This is a genomic window from Xenorhabdus koppenhoeferi (assembly GCF_900116635.1).
Lineage (GTDB): Bacteria > Pseudomonadota > Gammaproteobacteria > Enterobacterales > Enterobacteriaceae > Xenorhabdus > Xenorhabdus koppenhoeferi.
Genome location: NZ_FPBJ01000012.1, coordinates 1 through 17,079 on the forward strand (window position 1 = coordinate 1; position 17,079 = coordinate 17,079).

Sequence of the window (17,079 nt, forward strand, 5' to 3'; positions counted from 1 at the left end):
GACCCGTTACGCCAAAAACAGTGCATCGTTTCTTGCCGCAGTCCAAATCCGCTGCCTTGCTCTTTGGTTGAGTATTTCATGACGACGCCATCTAACCTTGTGGCAAACCGATTAAATAATCGCCCTCGTAAAACACGAGATTACAAAACACCGAATGAGTTATTTAAAGGAATACCCACTCATTTACTTCGTCCATTACGGTGTTGCGCTTAATATGTGAATCCAAGATTTAAATTAATATTTTTTAAAATAAGGCCTCAATATAAAACTCTCTGATTGTGTTGACATAAAATCCAGCTTCCTTATTCTGGTCATTCACTACCACAATAAAAATCTGGAGAAAACAATCATGTCTAAAGACAAATTAGTCAATGGTGCTGTATTTTATACTCAAAAGAATTATGCTGGAGATTCCTATAAATATCCAGAAAATAGTACAGAAGTAAATTTAGTTGGCACTCCATTAAATGATAAGTTTCTTTCCGTTGAAATTGGCACGGACTCAATTGTGCTTGCCTGGCGACACGGCAGTGATAATCAGTCTGGGCAAATTTATCGTGAATGGGACACAAGCCAAGCTGATATTAGTGATATTCAAGGATTATCTAGATTTATTGTATTACCATCAAACCGTGGATTGTTATCAGTGAAGTTAGTTAACGAATCAGGTGTAGATCAAGTTTTCAGAGCACATATCCAAACTTACAAAATCCCTAAAGCAGTAGAAATTTATTCAAATGGAGGCTATGAAATCGTTGGCTTAATACCGAAAGATGGTCTGGAATATGTTACATCCATCGCGGTATTTGATCAGAACCACCATCCTGTTACTCACGGTGCTATTTATTTTAAAAATAATGGTTCTGGCGTTGATATCATTACTCATGATACAACAAAACCTCCCCACATGCGGTTTGAAAAAGCATCAGACTATCAGGTTATTTTGTATCTGGAAAATTATACTACCCATAAGTAAAATAAGTCTGAGATTGTAGATATAAGTTCATTAATCTTTTTTCAATGTTATTAAAATAGAAAGAGATCTGATAAAACAGGCGTGCACTCTATATACGCGCCTGTTTTTCAATCAATTATCCCCAATCATACGCAATATCTTTATTTATCATTCAATAAGAACATTTAACCCAAAACAAATATCATGTCGTTTAACTTAAATTGATCCAAATTCATATATCCCATCCTAATAAAAATTAGTGTTGAAAATGGCAAGGACAATTTTCAGGCAATAGTGTCTGATTATTGCGAGCTAACCATAAGGAAAGAGCTTTAATAAACGATTTGCATGCCAGGTGACTTGATAAAATCAAGCAACGGCCTGTTACACTAGCTGCTTACAATGACGCCTATACCCTTCGTCTTTCAAGTTGCTGCTTTGTTGGCTACGCTCATTCACCCAGTCACATAGTTAGCTATGCTCCCGGGGATTAATGAAGGTTTCTGCCTTTCACCGGAAGCCGGCCTTTGGCTGGGCAAATTCGTTCCCGACGAATTTGTCATTCCCTTGCCGCCTCGCTGCATCTTGAAATCCATTGGGTTAAATGTAATCTATGCAAAAAATTCACTTAATGACAAAATTTTTCACCGTAAAACTTGATATTGATTACAAATGGCAACATATTTCGCTGTCACTTAAGTCATCTCCTGCTATAGTCAATATTGATTATCTATTTTTGTCACAGGGGGTGGCTATGCGTATCTTAATTACGGGAGGAACGGGGCTGATTGGTTATCGCTTGACCTGTCAGCTACTTTCTCTCTCCCATTCCATCACCATTCTGAGTCGTTCACCACAAAAAGTGTACGCTCTGTTTTCCAGTCTCGTTGAATGTTGGACAACGTTAAATGACCAACACGATCTGAATAGTTTTGATGCTGTGATTAATCTTGCTGGCGAACCTATCGTCAATAAGCGTTGGACTCCTAAGCAAAAAGAAAGAGTCTGTCAAAGTCGCTGGCAGATCACTGAACGGCTGAGCTCATTGATCAACGATAGTGAATCTCCTCCTTCGGTCTTTATTTCTGGTTCAGCTGTTGGTTATTATGGTGATCAGGGGCAATCAGTTGTTACCGAAAATGATCAACCGCACGATGAGTTTTCCCATCAACTTTGTGCACGCTGGGAGCAGCTTGCTTTGCAGGCGAAAAGTGATAAAACCCGTGTATGTCTGCTACGCACAGGTATTGTGCTGGCGAAAAAAGGCGGTGCACTGCAAAAGATGCTGCCAATGTTTCGTTTGGGATTAGGCGGTGCAATCGGTCATGGTAAACAATATATGTCGTGGATACACATTGAGGATACAGTCAATGCTATCTATTACCTGCTGGTTTCACCTGAGTTAGATGGACCTTTCAATATAACATCACCTTATCCCATCCATAATGATCAATTCAGTGCCATACTGGCGAGTGTATTGCATCGCCCTGCTTTCGTTCGTGTCCCTGAATTTATGTTAAAAGCGATGATGGGGGAAGCCGCGACATTAGTTTTAGGTGGGCAACAAGCTATTCCCAGGAGGCTGGAAGAGGCAGGATTCGGCTTCCGTTATTTCCGGTTAGAAGAAGCCTTGCAAGATATATTAAAAACAGAAACTAAATAAAATTGAGTTAAAAATAAAAAGAACAACAGATTCTATCGCACATAGTCTATCAGCTATGAATAAGGAGATAATAAAAAACAGATTTAGTACTGTTGTGAGTTCAGACTAAAAGCCAGAGAGATAGTTATCACACCACTCTCTCTAGCTTTCTACTATTAAATTAACGCGCCATAAATCGTCAGCAATGCAACAATAATCACAATCGTAAATGTAGCTTTTTTAGCTAATGTTACGGCAGCAACTGGTGTTTCTACCGGATTGAGATGTGGTTCTTTACTTAATGCAAATTGAGCCAATTGACTGACGACCTTATATTGCGATGTCCGTAAGTCACTCAGCGACGCAATCCAAGCTGGCAAGGCTTTCTCACCATGCCCCAACAAAGCATAAGCAATACCGGCCAAACGTGCGGGAAGCCAATCTAACCAATGTAATATGCCATCAACACCCGATTGTGCTCGCTGTACCGCTGTTGCGTTTTGTGCCAGCCATCCCTGATAGGCCCGGAGGCAACCATATCCCATCAGAATAGCGGGACCAATTTCTCCCAGCACAATCAACCAAAAAATCGGTGCCAGATAATAGCGAAAATTTATCCAAATTAAGGCATTCTGTGTTTCACGTAACCATTCTTCCTTCGTTACATCAGAAAGTGTCGTATCGGGTAACGTTCCTTGAATTACGGTCAGACGTGCAAGATAACTAGTTTGCTGTTCAGAATCATCATCTCGCACTGCCTGAAGATACCTGCGGTAATTACGACGCAGCTCCCCTGCGCCAATACATAACAGACTGATAATAATACTGAATAAAATTGCTGGAATGCCAAAAACAACAGAACCAGAAACTTCAATAAGTTTCCATGTCAAGAAAGCAACCAAGACACTCATGCCTAAACTGCCCCACAACGAATAAAATTTTATTCTGGCAAACAATGGCGCTAAATAACGTTCCAACTGCCAATGGTCTCCCATCTTGAAGACCCGTTCCCATGCCAATATTAACAATAGAATAAAGAGAGTCATCCAACTCACTCCTTCAATAGTTGTTTATAATGTTCCCAATAAAAATAATGTCCTGGATCGGTCTTTCTATCCGGTGCGATATCACTGTGTCCCGTGATATTACTGCGGATATCAAGATACTGACTGATAAGCATTATCTGCGGACTACGATAAGAGCCGCGTATCTGCGCCTTATTTTCCTCACGAGCTTTAAACTCAGAATGTAATTCAGACCGGTCTGACCTGTCTTCGTTATCCCCATCCATTGCCAGAGCAACCTTTCAGTGTTCACCCTTTTGTTTCCAGTTCGCGTGCCCAGTTCTGGGATCCACTGCAAACTTCCATACCAATCAGACAGGGTTCCCGGTTAGCAAAAAATGTCAGCAACGCATCCTGTTTTTTCTGCTTATCCACTATCTCACTTGTATGGAAATCAACCATATGCAATTCCAGAACTCGGGTTAATTAACGCTTTTTCAAATGTTCTATCAAACGCTTACGCTTACGAAGCTGAGTTGCCGTTAACGCATTTTTCTTACCTGCGTAAGGGTTAGCTCCTTCTTTAAATTGGATGCGAATAGGTGTTCCCATCACTTTTAAAGAACGACGGAAATAGTTCATCAAATAACGCTTATAAGAATCAGGTAAATCGGTTACCTGATTACCGTGGATAACAACGATAGGTGGATTGTAACCCCCTGCATGAGCGTATTTCATTTTCACCCTACGACCACGGATCATCGGCGGTTGATGATCATCTTCTGCCATACGCATAATGCGAGTCAGTAAAGATGTGTTCACACGACGGGTCGCACTTTCATAGGCTTCCAGAATTGATTCAAATAAATTGCCGACACCACTGCCATGCAGCGCAGAAATAAAGTGAACACGGGCAAAATCAACAAATCCCAGACGTAGATCCAGCATGTCCTTAACGTGATCTTTATCTTCCTGACTCATGCCATCCCATTTGTTGACAGCGATAACCAGTGAACGACCACTGTTAAGAATAAAACCAAGCAGGGAAAGATCTTGATCTGAAATACCTTCACGAGCATCGACTACCAATAATACGACATTGGCATCTTCAATCGCCTGAAGTGTTTTGATAACAGAAAATTTCTCTACAGTTTCAGTGACTTTTCCACGTTTACGAACACCTGCGGTATCAATCAGAATATATTCACGGCCATCACGCTCCATGGGAATATATATGCTGTCGCGGGTTGTACCGGGCATGTCATACACAACAACACGCTCTTCCCCCAGAATACGGTTGGTTAATGTAGATTTCCCTACATTTGGGCGACCAACAATCGCAAGCTTTAAAGGTAAAGTAGTAGGATCGAAGTCCTCCTCCTGCTCCTCTTCAACAGAAGCATCCAATTCAGCCTGTTCTATCTCTGCCCAATAAGCAGCATTGGCTTCTTCTTCAGTTAATTCGACTTCTTCTGTCTCCTCTTTATCGGAAAAAGGCAGTAATACCCGTTCAATCAGTTGCGTGACTCCACGACCGTGAGAAGCCGCGATGGAATAAATGTCGCCCAATCCCAGTGAATAAAATTCTGCAATAGATGTTGCAATATCAATGCCATCAGTCTTGTTCGCTACTAGAAAGGTTGCTTTTTCACGATTACGCAGATGCTTTGCAATCCCATGATCTGCTGGCATCAACCCTGATCTGGCATCAACCATGAATAGAACGATATCGGCTTCTTCGATAGCCATCAAAGATTGCATAGCCATATGGGTTTCTACACCCTCTTCCATACCATCAATACCTCCCGTATCAATGATAATGAACTCCTGCCCTTCAATCTCAGCCCGTCCATATTTACGATCACGGGTTAAGCCAGGGAAATCCGCTACCAGCGCATCTCTGGTCCGGGTTAATCGGTTAAATAAGGTGGACTTTCCAACATTGGGGCGCCCAACCAGTGCAACGACAGGTATCATTTTTGATGCCTCATGACTCAATTTAAATCTATATCCTGCTGAAAATGAAAGAATTTAACGTTGTTTACTACAAAATTAACCACAACAGCATTGTCCATTACAACATCGTCCACGACAACAGGATATTAAAAAGACGAGAACGGCTCCTGTTACTGTCAGCACAGGAGCCGTGTAAAGTTTTGTGCCACTATCTATATTCCCTTTATCTTTCAAGCTACAGCGTTTTATTGGCTGCAACGCGAAATCCATTGGGATAGCCTTAACACATGTTTTGGAATTAGCGGGTATACAGGTAAACTGTCCCGTCCTTCGCTTGTACCATCAGTTTATCACTAGCAACAACCGGACGGCTCAACAGGCCAGAACCATCAACCTTATGCTGAGCTACAAATTTGCCATCAGCCATATTCAACCAATGCAAATAACCCTCGCTATCTCCTACAACCAGATAACCATTATACATTTCTGGTGCAGTCAAATGACGGTGCAAAAGATCACTTTGTGTCCATAATGTAACGCCATCACTTTTGCGCAGAGACAAAATACTGTCGTTCTGATCAACAATAAAAATATTGTCATCAGTTACAACCATATCATTCACAGAGCCTAAGTCACGTTTCCAGATAATCTGGCCTGAACGCATATCCATTGCAACTAAATTGCCGTTATAAGCAATGGCGTAAATAACATTGTCAGAAATGACGGGGGTCATATCAACATCATTCAGGCGATCAATTTCGGTAGAACCCGTTACCTGCGAAATACGCTTCTGCCAAATCAGCTCGCCCTGAGAGAGCAAAACTGCACTGATACGACCATTATCACCACCTACAACCGCTGCACCGTAAGCTACAGCAGGGGCCGATTCACCACGAACTGATAATGGAGGTGCATCCATATTGACTGACCACACGATACTGCCGTCCGTTTCTTTCAATGCCTGCAACAGGCCGTTGCCAGTATGAATCAAGACAAGTCCACTCTCTACCACAGGACGTGACAAGGCTTCACCGGCAACTGTCGATTCCCATTCAACTTTACCGTTTTCTGTATTCAGTGCGATGACTTTTGCCTTTTCTGTACCAACATAAAGGCGATCATCAAATACCGTCAAACCACCGGAAAGCAGTACCGGCAAGTTGGATGACAGAAAACCTGTTTTCTTGGACAAATTAATTGCCCACAATTCTTTACCACTATCTATGTCCAGTGCTTTGACAACACCGTAGCGATCAGCGACATAAACTGTTGAACCCTGCCAAGCTGGTGATAGGCGAGAGTAATAGTGCCCGATGCCGTTCCCAACGGACTTATCCCAAACAACACGGGGATTGAATTGATTTTCAACCTTTGGTAACGGTGACATTGCTACCGTATCCTGTTCGCTCAAACAACCAGCCAGCAGAACAGAAGCAACCAGCCCAACCAAGAGTGTTTTTCGCAGTTGCATTAGAAGTTGGCTCCCTTAGTTGGATAAGTTATTAAATTTAATTTTAATGGAATCTTTCATTACCTGAGGGCCTTCTGATTCAAGCCCTTTGGAATATGCTGCACGCGCACCAGCAATATTGCCTTTTTTCGCCAGAATATCTCCACGGAGATCTTCCGTCGCAACCACCCAGCCTTTACCTTTGACCTGTTCCAGCGTTTTCAATGCAGCATCTGTTTTATCTTCCGCCAATTGAACCCTGGCTAAACGCAGATTGGAAATAGCTCGCATGTTCTCATCTTTGGCTTTGCCAGATGCGGTTAGCAAATTTTTCTCAGCCCGGGCCAAATCATTTTTTTCAACAGCATGTTTTGCCAGTTCCAGATCAGCCATCACACCGTAGATGTTATCCGTTGTATTAGCGAATTTTTCTGCGGCAACAATGCTTTCTTTCGACCCCGATGCCAGCGATGTGTTCAACGCCTCAAATTCCGCTGCTGTCTCATGTAATTGGTTTGTTTGATGAGTCTGCCAGTAACGCCAGCCAATCAAAACCCCAATGCCCAGAACTAAACCAACAGCAATATATTTACCGTTGGTGGCGAAAAAACGCTTTATTACGTCAACTTTTTCAGTTTCAGTGGTATAGACTTCCACAGAGTCTTTCTCCTTAGCCTAACAATTCGGTCAAATGCGCTGCGATCGCTTGTTGTGACAACGTTTCTTGTTCACCGTTACGTAAATCTTTCACCGTGATATTGCCTGCCTGAATTTCGTCTTCTCCAAGGATCAGGGCAACTTTGGCTCCATGCTTACCTGCACGTACCAGCTGTTTTTTAAAGTTACCACCACCATGATTGGTCATCAGACGTAATTCTGGTAGTTGATCGCGGATCTTCTCTGCCAGTATCAATGCTGCCTGCTGGCTACCTTGACCAGAGGAGGAAAGATAAACATCAACAACTGTCAGATCTGCAATAAAATCAGGATTGACTTCCTGAACTAACAGAACCATACGTTCCATACCCATTGCAAAACCCACTGCCGGTGTTGCCTTTCCGCCTAATTGCTCAACCAGACCATCGTAACGACCACCTGCACAGATTGTTCCCTGAGCACCCAATGCGGATGTTACCCATTCAAAAACAGTACGATTGTAGTAATCAAGACCACGAACCAGACGCTGGTTGATACGATATTTGATACCTGCGCTATCAAGGATCTGGCACAGGCCATCAAAATGCTCTCTTGCTTCGGCATCAAGATAATCAAACAGTTCCGGAGCATCGTTAAGAAGTTGCTGAATTTCAGGATTTTTGGAATCCAGAACACGTAGTGGATTGGTATACATACGGCGCTGGCAGTCTTCGTTCAGTTTCTCTTTATGCTGTTCCAGGAATGCCACCAGAGCTTCACGGTAATTTGCACGTGCTTCCAATGAACCAATAGAGTTAAGTTCAAGCGTCACATGGTCAGCAATACCCAACTCACGCCACCAGCGGGCAGTCATTAAAATCATTTCAGCATCAATATCCGGCCCTTGCAGACCAAATACTTCAGCACCTAACTGATGGAATTGGCGATAGCGACCTTTTTGTGGACGCTCATAACGGAACATAGGCCCGATATACCATAAACGCTGTTCCTGATTGTACAGCAGACCATGTTGAATACCGGCACGAACACACCCAGCAGTATTTTCTGGGCGCAGGGTCAAACTTTCCCCATTGCGGTCATCAAAGGTGTACATCTCTTTTTCGACAACATCGGTGACTTCCCCAATCGCACGTTTGAATAACGGGGTCTGCTCTATAATCGGTGTCCGAATTTCGCTAAAACCATAACCTGACAGCACACGTTTCACTGTAGATTCAATTCGTTGCCAAACGACCGTTTCAGCAGGAAGGCAATCGTTCATACCACGAATAGCTGGGATATTTTTTGTCACGTTTTATCTCTTATTAATATTTATACAATGGCGTCGATTATAAAAGCGAATACTCGCAAGGTTCAATCAGCAAGAAAAACTATAGCTGCATACCCAATCAGATACCCGGATAAAGTTATATACTGGCGCGTAATAATACGGGCCAGCATCAGGCATATCATCCATCAAGCTGGTTAATGCTAATCCGATTATTGGCATCAAGGATAGAAGCTTTTGCTCGGATCTTGGCTTCAAGTTGATCAATCAGATCTTTATTATCAAGGCGTTCTTTCTGGCGAATGCCATCTTCATAAAAGCCACTTTTGGTTTTCGCTCCTGTAACACCAAGCGTTGAGACCTCTGCCTCTCCCGGGCCATTTACGACACAGCCAATGATCGAAACATCCATCGGGGTAATTAAATCTTCGAGACGTTGTTCAAGCACATTCACTGTATTGATAACGTCAAATTCCTGACGTGAACAAGTCGGACAAGCAATGAAATTAATGCCTCTGGAACGGACGCGCAATGCTTTCAAAATATCAAAGCCAACTTTAACTTCTTCTACCGGATCTGCGGCCAAAGAGATGCGCAACGTATCGCCGATCCCCTCTGACAACAACATTCCCAGGCCAATTGAGGATTTAACCGCACCAGCACGGGCCCCTCCTGCCTCAGTAATTCCCAGATGCAGAGGTTGATCAATTTTTTGCGCCAACAAACGATAAGCGCCAACGGCCAAAAAAACGTCAGATGCTTTGACACTCACCTTGAACTGATCGAAGTTCAGACGATCCAGAATATCTACATGGCGCATCGCTGATTCAACCAACGCTTCTGGTGTCGGTTCACCATATTTTTCCTGTAGATCTTTCTCCAGTGACCCACCATTAACGCCAATACGAATTGGAATGTTATTGTGGCTGGCGCAGTCCACAACCTGACGAATGCGTTCTTCGTTACCAATATTGCCGGGATTAATGCGTAGACAATCCACACCATATTCTGCTACTTTCAACGCGATGCGGTAATCAAAGTGAATATCAGCCACAAGCGGGATATTGACCTGCTGTTTGATGGATTTGAAGGCTTCAGCCGCATCCATAGTTGGCACAGAAACACGAACAATATCCACACCTACACGTTCAAGCGCCCGGATCTGATTAACTGTTGCCCCGACATCAGTTGTCCGTGTGTTGGTCATTGATTGCACTGCGATGGGGGCGCCATCCCCTATAGGTACATTACCGACATAAATACGTGTGGACTTACGTCTTTTTATCGGTGATTCATTATGCATTTTTACATTACTCCCCTACATCCCTGTATTTTGTTTATAAAAATTACAACTATGCTGTGGTGAATAATACACGCTGAGATAAATAATACACACAGGCGAACATGAATTCTTATTCTTCAATGTTCGCCCGAATCTTTGGCGCAAGAAATTCGTCAGAGTTTATTTCAATGTCAGTTTGGCCGACACGCCCTTCTTAATAAAAGTACTGAGATCTACAGGTCTTCCCTGGAACTGAACCTTAATCTGAGCAGGTGCACCAATATTCAGTGAGTAGGATAATTCATCGGAAAACTTCAGACTTTCGCCTTTACTTTTAGTTCCACTGAACAATATCTTACCTTTAGCGTTTTTGACTTCTAACCAGCATCTTCCATTGAAATTCATCATCAATTCGTTGTTGCTTACGGTCTCGATATTATTCACATCAACCGATGATGTACTCACAGCAGAATTTGCTGAATCTGTATTTGTTGCCGGTGGATTTACGGGCAACGTTACGGTTTTTGGCTCTGTTGCAGTATTTGGCTCTGTTGCAGTAGATACTGAAGCACTGGAAACAGCTGAAGCACCATTGTTTACTGAAGCACGATTGTTTGCCCCAGTATTTGTCTGTGCTGGAGAAGCTTTTTCTTGTGATAATGGCGCTTGAGAGGTCTCTACAGATTGGCTTCCTTTCGGCTGTACAGATAAATTATCTGCTGTAGTCGTTGAAGTACCAAAATCATGTTCACCACTCCGCTCATGGGGATTAGATTGCTCGGCCATTGAAGTCAATTCTTTTTGCTGAGCTTTATAATTCTGCCACCACCATAGGCCGGTCATTCCCAATAACACAATGATGACAAACCATGTTATCTTCATTAACCAACCATCACGTTTTTTACGTTTTTTCCCCGCCGAAAAGCTTTGCATTGGAGAAACCTTCACATTTTTGGTAGGCATTTGTTTGTCCAAAATGCTCAGGATTTCGGACTCAGGCACTTGGACAAGTTTTGCATAAGAACGAATATATCCACGCAAGAATGTCCAAGTTAGATTTGACGGGATCGTATCTTCTTCGATATCACGAACAGTCGACAGTTTAAGACACAAACGATCTGCCACAATTTGCTGAGAAAGTTCAAATTTTTCACGAGCCTGGCGCAGAATTTGACCTGCTGTCAGATTGGCTTCTTCTGGGTAAGTTTCAGTCTTCATTAGCTAAGGATACTGGTACTGTTCTGGGTTAAAGAATTTACGCAAATTAACTTAATAGAGCACATAACTTAATTTGAGTAGCGAAATCATCTTATTACTGCATCAAATGCAGTAAATCGTTTATCACAAATGTAGTAGTTTATACCCTTTATCTTTCAAACTAGCTTTAGCTGCGCTCATTCACCCTTATCACATAGCGAACTGTGTTCTGGGGAATTGGTTTCATTGCTGCCGCGCTGCAACTTGAAATCTATTGAGTATATGTTGCTTTCCACACTTCCCGTGACCAATTCTTTAGCTTCTTCATACTGCTTTTGTTCACAGAGAAAAGCATGGTAATGATGTACTACAGTATCACTTCCTGCCGCATACTGCATGGCCATTCTGTAATGCTGGCTGGCGGTTTCCGGCCGGCCTGCATATTGTTCATGCAGTGCCATGCCTAAATGTGCCTCTGGATGACGGGGTTCCGCCAGCAAGATTTTCTGAAAATGATATTTGGCAGCCGGCAAATCCCGTTCCACCAAATAAGCCTTTCCTAGCTGTAATCGTGTCTCTATGGCAACGATCTTTTGGCCGCGACGGGCTGAATGTTCCGCACAGCCCGTCAATAAACTAAAACAAACTATAGACCAAATTACTATTGATTTCCGTATCATACCATTTTCATTTATAAGGATATGTCAAACTTTGCCAGATTTTTAGCCTATTAATCGATATATTAAACAACAAATCAGACTGTTTTTACCTGAATAGGTTCACCCGTCAGGCGTTTTTTCAACGTCCGTTTTGTTCTATCAATCACTTCACCTGCAAGCTGTCCACACGCAGCATCAATATCATCACCTCTCGTTTTACGCACGATGGTTGTAAGACCATATTCCATCAAAACTTTGGAAAAACGATCGATCCGGCTGTTGGAACTACGCCCGTAAGGTGCTCCCGGGAACGGGTTCCACGGAATAAGATTGATTTTACTTGGCGTATCTTTCAGGCATTCCGCCAACTGATGCGCCTGTTCAACACTATCATTGACGTGATCAAGCATAACGTATTCCACCGTGACACGCCCCTGATTAGCGTTGGATTTTGTCAGATAACGGCGTACACCAGCCAAGAACTCTTCAATGTTATATTTGCGGTTAATTGGCACGATTTCGTCACGAATATCATCGGTAGGTGCATGAAGGGAGATAGCCAGTGCAACGTCAATCATATCACCCAATTTATCCAGTGCAGGAACGACACCAGACGTTGACAATGTTACACGACGTTTTGACAAGCCAAAACCGAAATCATCCATCATGATTTCCATTGCTGGCACGACATTGTTCAAATTAAGTAACGGCTCTCCCATTCCCATCATAACTACGTTAGTAATAGGACGACGACCACTGGATTTCAGTGAACCGATGATTTTGGCAGCACGCCAAACCTGACCGATAATTTCAGATACCCGCAAGTTACGGTTAAAACCCTGCTGAGCAGTAGAACAGAATTTACACTCTAAAGCGCATCCCACCTGAGATGAGACGCACAGTGTCGCGCGCTCATCCTCTGGGATATAAACCGTTTCAACCTGTTGATCGCCAACAGTAATCGCCCATTTAATAGTACCATCAGAGGAGCGCTGTTCTTCTGCAACTTCCGGTGCCTTGATTTCAGCAACTTGTTGCAGTTTCGCCCTGAGTACTTTATTAATATCTGTCATTTGCTCAAAGTCGTCATAGCAATAATGGTACATCCATTTCATTACCTGATCGGCACGAAAAGGTTTTTCACCCATATCGAGGAAAAATTGACGCATTTGCTTACGGTTAAGGTCGAGCAAATTGATTTTACCGTTTTTCTTTTCAGGAGTGACAGATACGGCGGAGGTTGAAGATGGTACGGTTGCGTTAAGTTGGGACATTTTTTACATCGCCTCGTTGTTACACTTTCGGCTCTGTGCTGATTTTATTTCAGCACTATATTTCAGCACTAAGTTTTCATGCGGTGACTGCCAATTCAATGGTCATTCTATTCCAATGATATTGGATTCCGTCATATATCTTCTTCTATCTTCTTCATCTTGCCAATTACCATTTGTTGGCGACGAGTTAAAATCTATTAAGCATAAAATGTCGATGAGATCGAACGAACATTGAAATAAAATAATAAACACCCCACTAAATAAAATCAGTGAGGCGCGACATTGTACAAACTTTACTGTTTAGATGCTACGAGTAACTGGAGTCTCAGTAACGAGGGAAAATCTCATCATCACTGAAGAAGTAAGCAATTTCACGGTTTGCGGATTCGATAGAATCTGAACCATGGACAGCGTTTTCAGTAAAGCTGTCTGCATAGTCTGCACGCAGAGTACCGGCCAAGGCGTTATCAGGATTAGTTGCACCCATCAGATCACGGTGACGCTGAACTGCGTTTTCGCCTTCCAGAATCTGTACCGTAATTGGACCTGAGGTCATGAATTCCACCAGACCATCAAAGAAAGGGCGGCCTTTGTGTTCAGCGTAAAAACCTTCCGCTTGTTCGCGGGTCAAATGCAGCATTTTAGCCGCGATGATTTTAAACCCTGCACTTTCAAAACGGGCATAGATAGAACCGATAACATCTTTCTTTACTGCGTTAGGTTTAATAATGGAAAAAGTACGTTCAATCGTCATTCGATAACCTCTTTGGCACTTTCAGCGATGATTCATTTTAATTTTTACGCCCCTGAGGAAAACTGAGGAGCAAATCTACCCTGTATCTGACAGGAATAAAAATAGGCGTTGATTATAGGAGGAGGCTTTCTGCTTGCCTACAAAAACACAACATTTTATTAAAACTTTATTAGCGAAAATTATTATTTTTTAGCATAAATCACATTTTTACTCAGTTACACACAACAAGATAACTCGAGTTAACTGGATTTATAGATATCTCACCTGAATATTAGGCAAAATAAAAAAAACGAGTTTTGGCCTTCCTTTGCCCTATTTCTATGTAAATCCATTACTGGCACTGATGATACTTGTTATTTTGCATAACCAAGGAACAGAAAAATCTTCTTTGAGATGATAAACAGATTGATTTTTATTGGTTGATCACAGGAATGGTATCCCGCAGCCAGCTACCTAATTTGCGTTGGTAGAAAGGTTGGGTATGCTGAATCAGATAATGGCTGATCCCCCTTTCTTTTTCATCAAGCAGACAAAAATCGACCGAATCGTCTTCGTCAAGGTACTCGCAAGCCAGCTCACCTGCTTCTTGAATCATTAAATTAATTTTATTTCCTGCCGTGGCTTCACTGAATTCCAAGCCAATTAATAAATTGGGCTTTTCATCCACATTTTTATCTTGAGCCATGACCAGAAAAGCGCGCCGAATAGGTTTATGCTGTTTGAATAAATCAATCAACGCTTCAATAAGCCGAGCAGGTTGTTCCTCGGGCTGGCTGAGAGTAATTCTGCTTCCACTTGGAACCTTTATTTCGGTAACGGCATGCCCATTTGATAAACGCATGAAAATCTCCGAACAGTGCTGTTTGAACTGAAGTTAAGCATGTTGAAAGGTTAAATCATAGCCCCTCTTATGAGGAGCTATCAAAATAGATGAATGAAAAGTTACTTAATTTAAGCTTTATTCCGCTTTAGCTAGCAATAAATTAGCAATAGTACGTACACCATATCCCGTTGCACCGGCTGCCCATTGCTCTACAGCAGACTTACGATAGGTTGCCGAACAGTCAATATGTACCCAACCTTTTTTGTAGTTCTCTACAAAGTGGGACAGGAATGCTGCCGCAGTACTTGCTCCCGCTGAATGTGAAGGTGACGCAATGTTGTTCAGTTCAGCAAAATTGGATGGCAATTGGCTGCGATGGAATTCAGCCAGCGGTAAACGCCAGAATAATTCATTTTCGCTATCAGCCGCAGCCAGTAACTCGGAGACCAATTGATCATCAAAGCTGAGTACAGAATGGTAATCGTTTCCGACCGCTGTTTTTGCGGCTCCGGTCAAAGTTGCTGCATCAATAATAAGGGGTGCTTCTTCCGCACTGGCATCAATCAAGCCATCAGCCAGAACCAGACGCCCTTCCGCATCGGTGTTCATCACTTCAACGGTTTTGCCGTTGCGGTAGTTAATGATGTCACCCAATTTGAAAGCGTTGCTGCTTACCATGTTGTCTGCAATACACAGGAACAATTTTACACGATGCGTCAAGCCACGGCTGATTGCCAAAGCCAATGCACCTGTTAACGTTGCCGCACCGCCCATATCCGATTTCATGGAATCCATAAAATTGGAAGGCTTGATGCTGTACCCACCGGAATCGAAAGTAATGCCTTTACCGACCAGACATGCAAAAACAGGTGCTGTTGCATCTTTTGTTGGATTGAAATCTAATGTCAGAAAAACAGGGTCACGGAAAGAACCACGACCGACAGTATGTACTCCCATGTACCCCTGTTCACGCAGATCATTTCCTTTGATGATTCGGTAACTAACGGCATCGCCCGCTACACCACTCAGTAAATCAATGGCACACTTTGCAAGCTGTTCTGGCCCTAAATCTTCAGCAGGGAGGTTGACGGTATCGCGTACCCAATCAACAAATTTGATTCTTCTTTCCAATTCTTGTTTTTCCATTACGGGCAGTTGAGGCCACTCAATTGTACGCAGCCCCTTAGGAGAACGGAAACCTGACCAGAATGACCAACTTTTTTCCAGATCCCAACCTTCGCCCGCTAGAGCAACATTGCGGATTCCTTGCCCATCAACCTTACGTCCTGCGCATTGGACTGCCCCTAACTTTCCATTGCCTTCCAGATGGATAGTAATCCCTTGCTCACTGGAACTGATTAGTGCTTTTTCACCCCAGCAAGCGTTAGCTGGCTCATAAGACAGTGTTATCGGCATAATTTGCTTTGTCATTTTTTCTCGCTTCTTATCTTATTTGTTGACTGTGTTACATCGCTTACTGTTTTAGTTATACAGTAAGAGGGATTAATATAAAAAAACTGGCGTTTGCCAGTTTTTCATTAAATGCAGACTATGCCAAGCTATTGAGCAAGTATCAGTGAGGTTGCGCATTTTTTGTCTTAAGCAAATTTCACGCTACTCATATTCATCCAGCCATACCAACAAAATAGCTTCCAGTATTTTTTCGTTAGATTTCTGTGGATCATCATTAAAACCATCCAGTTCACAAACCCATTCATGCATATCGGTGAACCGCACTGTTTTTGGATCCAAATCCGGAAATTTATCATACAGTGCTTCGCCAATATCACGGCTGTCAGACCATTTCATTTTCCGTTCTCCGTCAGTGCTCACGTGCATGGTTAATGGTGTATTTAGGGATTTCAACAATTAAATCCTCATCGGTCACTTTGGCCTGACAACTCAAACGACTTTCAGGCTCAAGCCCCCATGCTTTATCCAGCATGTCGTCTTCCAGTTCAGAGCTTTCCTCCAGTGAATCAAACCCTTCTCTGACGATGCAGTGACAAGTGGTACACGCGCAAGATTTTTCACAAGCATGTTCAATCTCAATTCCATTACGCAGTGCAACATCCAGAATTGATTCGCCTTCCTGTGCGTCCAATACTGCACCTTCGGGGCAAAGTTCGTTATGAGGTAAAAATACAATTTTAGGCATA

At 42.7% G+C, this 17,079-nt stretch carries 16 protein-coding genes and 3 pseudogenes; 3 read left to right on the forward strand and 16 right to left on the reverse strand.

Annotated features, from left to right (window positions below; genetic code table 11):
* From BM329_RS15290 to BM329_RS05695, 3 genes and pseudogenes are all read left to right on the forward strand, one after another.
* A pseudogene (locus BM329_RS15290) lies at window positions 1-213 on the forward strand (hypothetical protein); the annotation flags it as partial.
* A 136-nt stretch (window positions 214-349) separates the two neighbouring features.
* Window positions 350-976: a beta/gamma crystallin domain-containing protein gene (locus BM329_RS05690; RefSeq protein WP_092550121.1), complete on the forward strand. Its 627-nt coding sequence runs from the start codon at window positions 350-352 to the stop codon at window positions 974-976.
* A gap of 733 nt (window positions 977-1,709) precedes the next feature.
* Window positions 1,710-2,618, forward strand: coding sequence for a TIGR01777 family oxidoreductase (locus tag BM329_RS05695; protein ID WP_092550285.1), 909 nt, complete (start codon window positions 1,710-1,712; stop codon window positions 2,616-2,618).
* Between the two features lie 155 nt (window positions 2,619-2,773).
* On the opposite strand, the gene ampE is transcribed toward BM329_RS05695, so the two are convergent.
* From ampE to fdx, 16 genes and pseudogenes are all read right to left on the reverse strand, one after another.
* A complete protein-coding gene (ampE, locus tag BM329_RS05700; RefSeq protein WP_092550124.1) occupies window positions 2,774-3,643 on the reverse strand; it encodes a beta-lactamase regulator AmpE in 870 nt (289 codons plus the stop codon).
* Between the two features lie 5 nt (window positions 3,644-3,648).
* Window positions 3,649-3,774, reverse strand: a pseudogene (locus BM329_RS05705) (1,6-anhydro-N-acetylmuramyl-L-alanine amidase AmpD); the annotation flags it as partial.
* A gap of 139 nt (window positions 3,775-3,913) precedes the next feature.
* Window positions 3,914-4,051: pseudogene (locus tag BM329_RS14680) on the reverse strand (IS110 family transposase); the annotation flags it as partial.
* A 36-nt stretch (window positions 4,052-4,087) separates the two neighbouring features.
* Window positions 4,088-5,578: a ribosome biogenesis GTPase Der gene (gene der, locus BM329_RS05710; RefSeq protein ID WP_092550127.1), complete on the reverse strand. Its 1,491-nt coding sequence runs from the start codon at window positions 5,576-5,578 to the stop codon at window positions 4,088-4,090.
* A 277-nt stretch (window positions 5,579-5,855) separates the two neighbouring features.
* Window positions 5,856-7,028, reverse strand: a complete 1,173-nt coding sequence (gene bamB / locus BM329_RS05715) for an outer membrane protein assembly factor BamB (protein ID WP_092550130.1) — start codon at window positions 7,026-7,028, stop codon at window positions 5,856-5,858.
* A gap of 15 nt (window positions 7,029-7,043) precedes the next feature.
* Window positions 7,044-7,664, reverse strand: coding sequence for a YfgM family protein (locus BM329_RS05720; protein ID WP_092550133.1), 621 nt, complete (start codon window positions 7,662-7,664; stop codon window positions 7,044-7,046).
* Window positions 7,665-7,677: 13 nt separating this feature from the next.
* On the reverse strand, window positions 7,678-8,955 hold the full coding sequence (hisS, locus tag BM329_RS05725) for a histidine--tRNA ligase (RefSeq protein ID WP_092550136.1): 1,278 nt from the start codon (window positions 8,953-8,955) through the stop codon (window positions 7,678-7,680).
* 157 nt (window positions 8,956-9,112) lie between these two features.
* Window positions 9,113-10,234 (reverse strand): flavodoxin-dependent (E)-4-hydroxy-3-methylbut-2-enyl-diphosphate synthase, encoded by a 1,122-nt coding sequence (ispG, locus tag BM329_RS05730; protein WP_092550139.1) that lies wholly within the window; start codon window positions 10,232-10,234, stop codon window positions 9,113-9,115.
* Between the two features lie 159 nt (window positions 10,235-10,393).
* Window positions 10,394-11,431: a cytoskeleton protein RodZ gene (gene rodZ / locus BM329_RS05735; protein ID WP_092550142.1), complete on the reverse strand. Its 1,038-nt coding sequence runs from the start codon at window positions 11,429-11,431 to the stop codon at window positions 10,394-10,396.
* Between the two features lie 176 nt (window positions 11,432-11,607).
* Window positions 11,608-12,090, reverse strand: coding sequence for a fimbrial assembly protein (locus BM329_RS05740; RefSeq protein WP_245759019.1), 483 nt, complete (start codon window positions 12,088-12,090; stop codon window positions 11,608-11,610).
* 74 nt (window positions 12,091-12,164) lie between these two features.
* Window positions 12,165-13,343 carry a dual-specificity RNA methyltransferase RlmN gene (rlmN, locus tag BM329_RS05745; RefSeq protein ID WP_092550145.1) on the reverse strand — a complete coding sequence of 393 codons (1,179 nt, stop codon included), beginning with the start codon at window positions 13,341-13,343 and terminating at the stop codon, window positions 12,165-12,167.
* Window positions 13,344-13,668: 325 nt separating this feature from the next.
* A complete protein-coding gene (gene ndk / locus BM329_RS05750) occupies window positions 13,669-14,097 on the reverse strand; it encodes a nucleoside-diphosphate kinase (protein WP_092550148.1) in 429 nt (142 codons plus the stop codon).
* 412 nt (window positions 14,098-14,509) lie between these two features.
* Window positions 14,510-14,938, reverse strand: a complete 429-nt coding sequence (locus BM329_RS05755; RefSeq protein ID WP_092550151.1) for an enhanced serine sensitivity protein SseB C-terminal domain-containing protein — start codon at window positions 14,936-14,938, stop codon at window positions 14,510-14,512.
* 117 nt (window positions 14,939-15,055) lie between these two features.
* Window positions 15,056-16,351: an aminopeptidase PepB gene (gene pepB, locus BM329_RS05760; protein ID WP_092550154.1), complete on the reverse strand. Its 1,296-nt coding sequence runs from the start codon at window positions 16,349-16,351 to the stop codon at window positions 15,056-15,058.
* A 183-nt stretch (window positions 16,352-16,534) separates the two neighbouring features.
* A complete protein-coding gene (gene iscX / locus BM329_RS05765; protein ID WP_092550157.1) occupies window positions 16,535-16,729 on the reverse strand; it encodes a Fe-S cluster assembly protein IscX in 195 nt (64 codons plus the stop codon).
* Window positions 16,730-16,742: 13 nt separating this feature from the next.
* Complete coding sequence (gene fdx / locus BM329_RS05770; RefSeq protein ID WP_092550160.1) at window positions 16,743-17,078, reverse strand: ISC system 2Fe-2S type ferredoxin; 336 nt, start codon at window positions 17,076-17,078, stop codon at window positions 16,743-16,745.
* Between the last annotated feature and the right edge of the window lies 1 nt (window position 17,079).

Bases quoted from the DNA above. Each gene is read 5' to 3' on its own strand.
- ampE (WP_092550124.1), bottom strand. From the start codon at position 3,643: ATGACTCTCTTTATTCTATTGTTAATATTGGCATGGGAACGGGTCTTC.
- BM329_RS05695 (WP_092550285.1), top strand. From the start codon at position 1,710: ATGCGTATCTTAATTACGGGAGGAACGGGGCTGATTGGTTATCGCTTG.
- rodZ (WP_092550142.1), bottom strand. From the start codon at position 11,431: ATGAAGACTGAAACTTACCCAGAAGAAGCCAATCTGACAGCAGGTCAA.
- der (WP_092550127.1), bottom strand. From the start codon at position 5,578: ATGATACCTGTCGTTGCACTGGTTGGGCGCCCCAATGTTGGAAAGTCC.
- BM329_RS05755 (WP_092550151.1), bottom strand. From the start codon at position 14,938: ATGCGTTTATCAAATGGGCATGCCGTTACCGAAATAAAGGTTCCAAGT.
- ndk (WP_092550148.1), bottom strand. From the start codon at position 14,097: ATGACGATTGAACGTACTTTTTCCATTATTAAACCTAACGCAGTAAAG.
- BM329_RS05690 (WP_092550121.1), top strand. From the start codon at position 350: ATGTCTAAAGACAAATTAGTCAATGGTGCTGTATTTTATACTCAAAAG.
- BM329_RS05740 (WP_245759019.1), bottom strand. From the start codon at position 12,090: ATGATACGGAAATCAATAGTAATTTGGTCTATAGTTTGTTTTAGTTTA.
- iscX (WP_092550157.1), bottom strand. From the start codon at position 16,729: ATGAAATGGTCTGACAGCCGTGATATTGGCGAAGCACTGTATGATAAA.
- pepB (WP_092550154.1), bottom strand. From the start codon at position 16,351: ATGACAAAGCAAATTATGCCGATAACACTGTCTTATGAGCCAGCTAAC.
- rlmN (WP_092550145.1), bottom strand. From the start codon at position 13,343: ATGTCCCAACTTAACGCAACCGTACCATCTTCAACCTCCGCCGTATCT.
- fdx (WP_092550160.1), bottom strand. From the start codon at position 17,078: ATGCCTAAAATTGTATTTTTACCTCATAACGAACTTTGCCCCGAAGGT.
- bamB (WP_092550130.1), bottom strand. From the start codon at position 7,028: ATGCAACTGCGAAAAACACTCTTGGTTGGGCTGGTTGCTTCTGTTCTG.
- ispG (WP_092550139.1), bottom strand. From the start codon at position 10,234: ATGCATAATGAATCACCGATAAAAAGACGTAAGTCCACACGTATTTAT.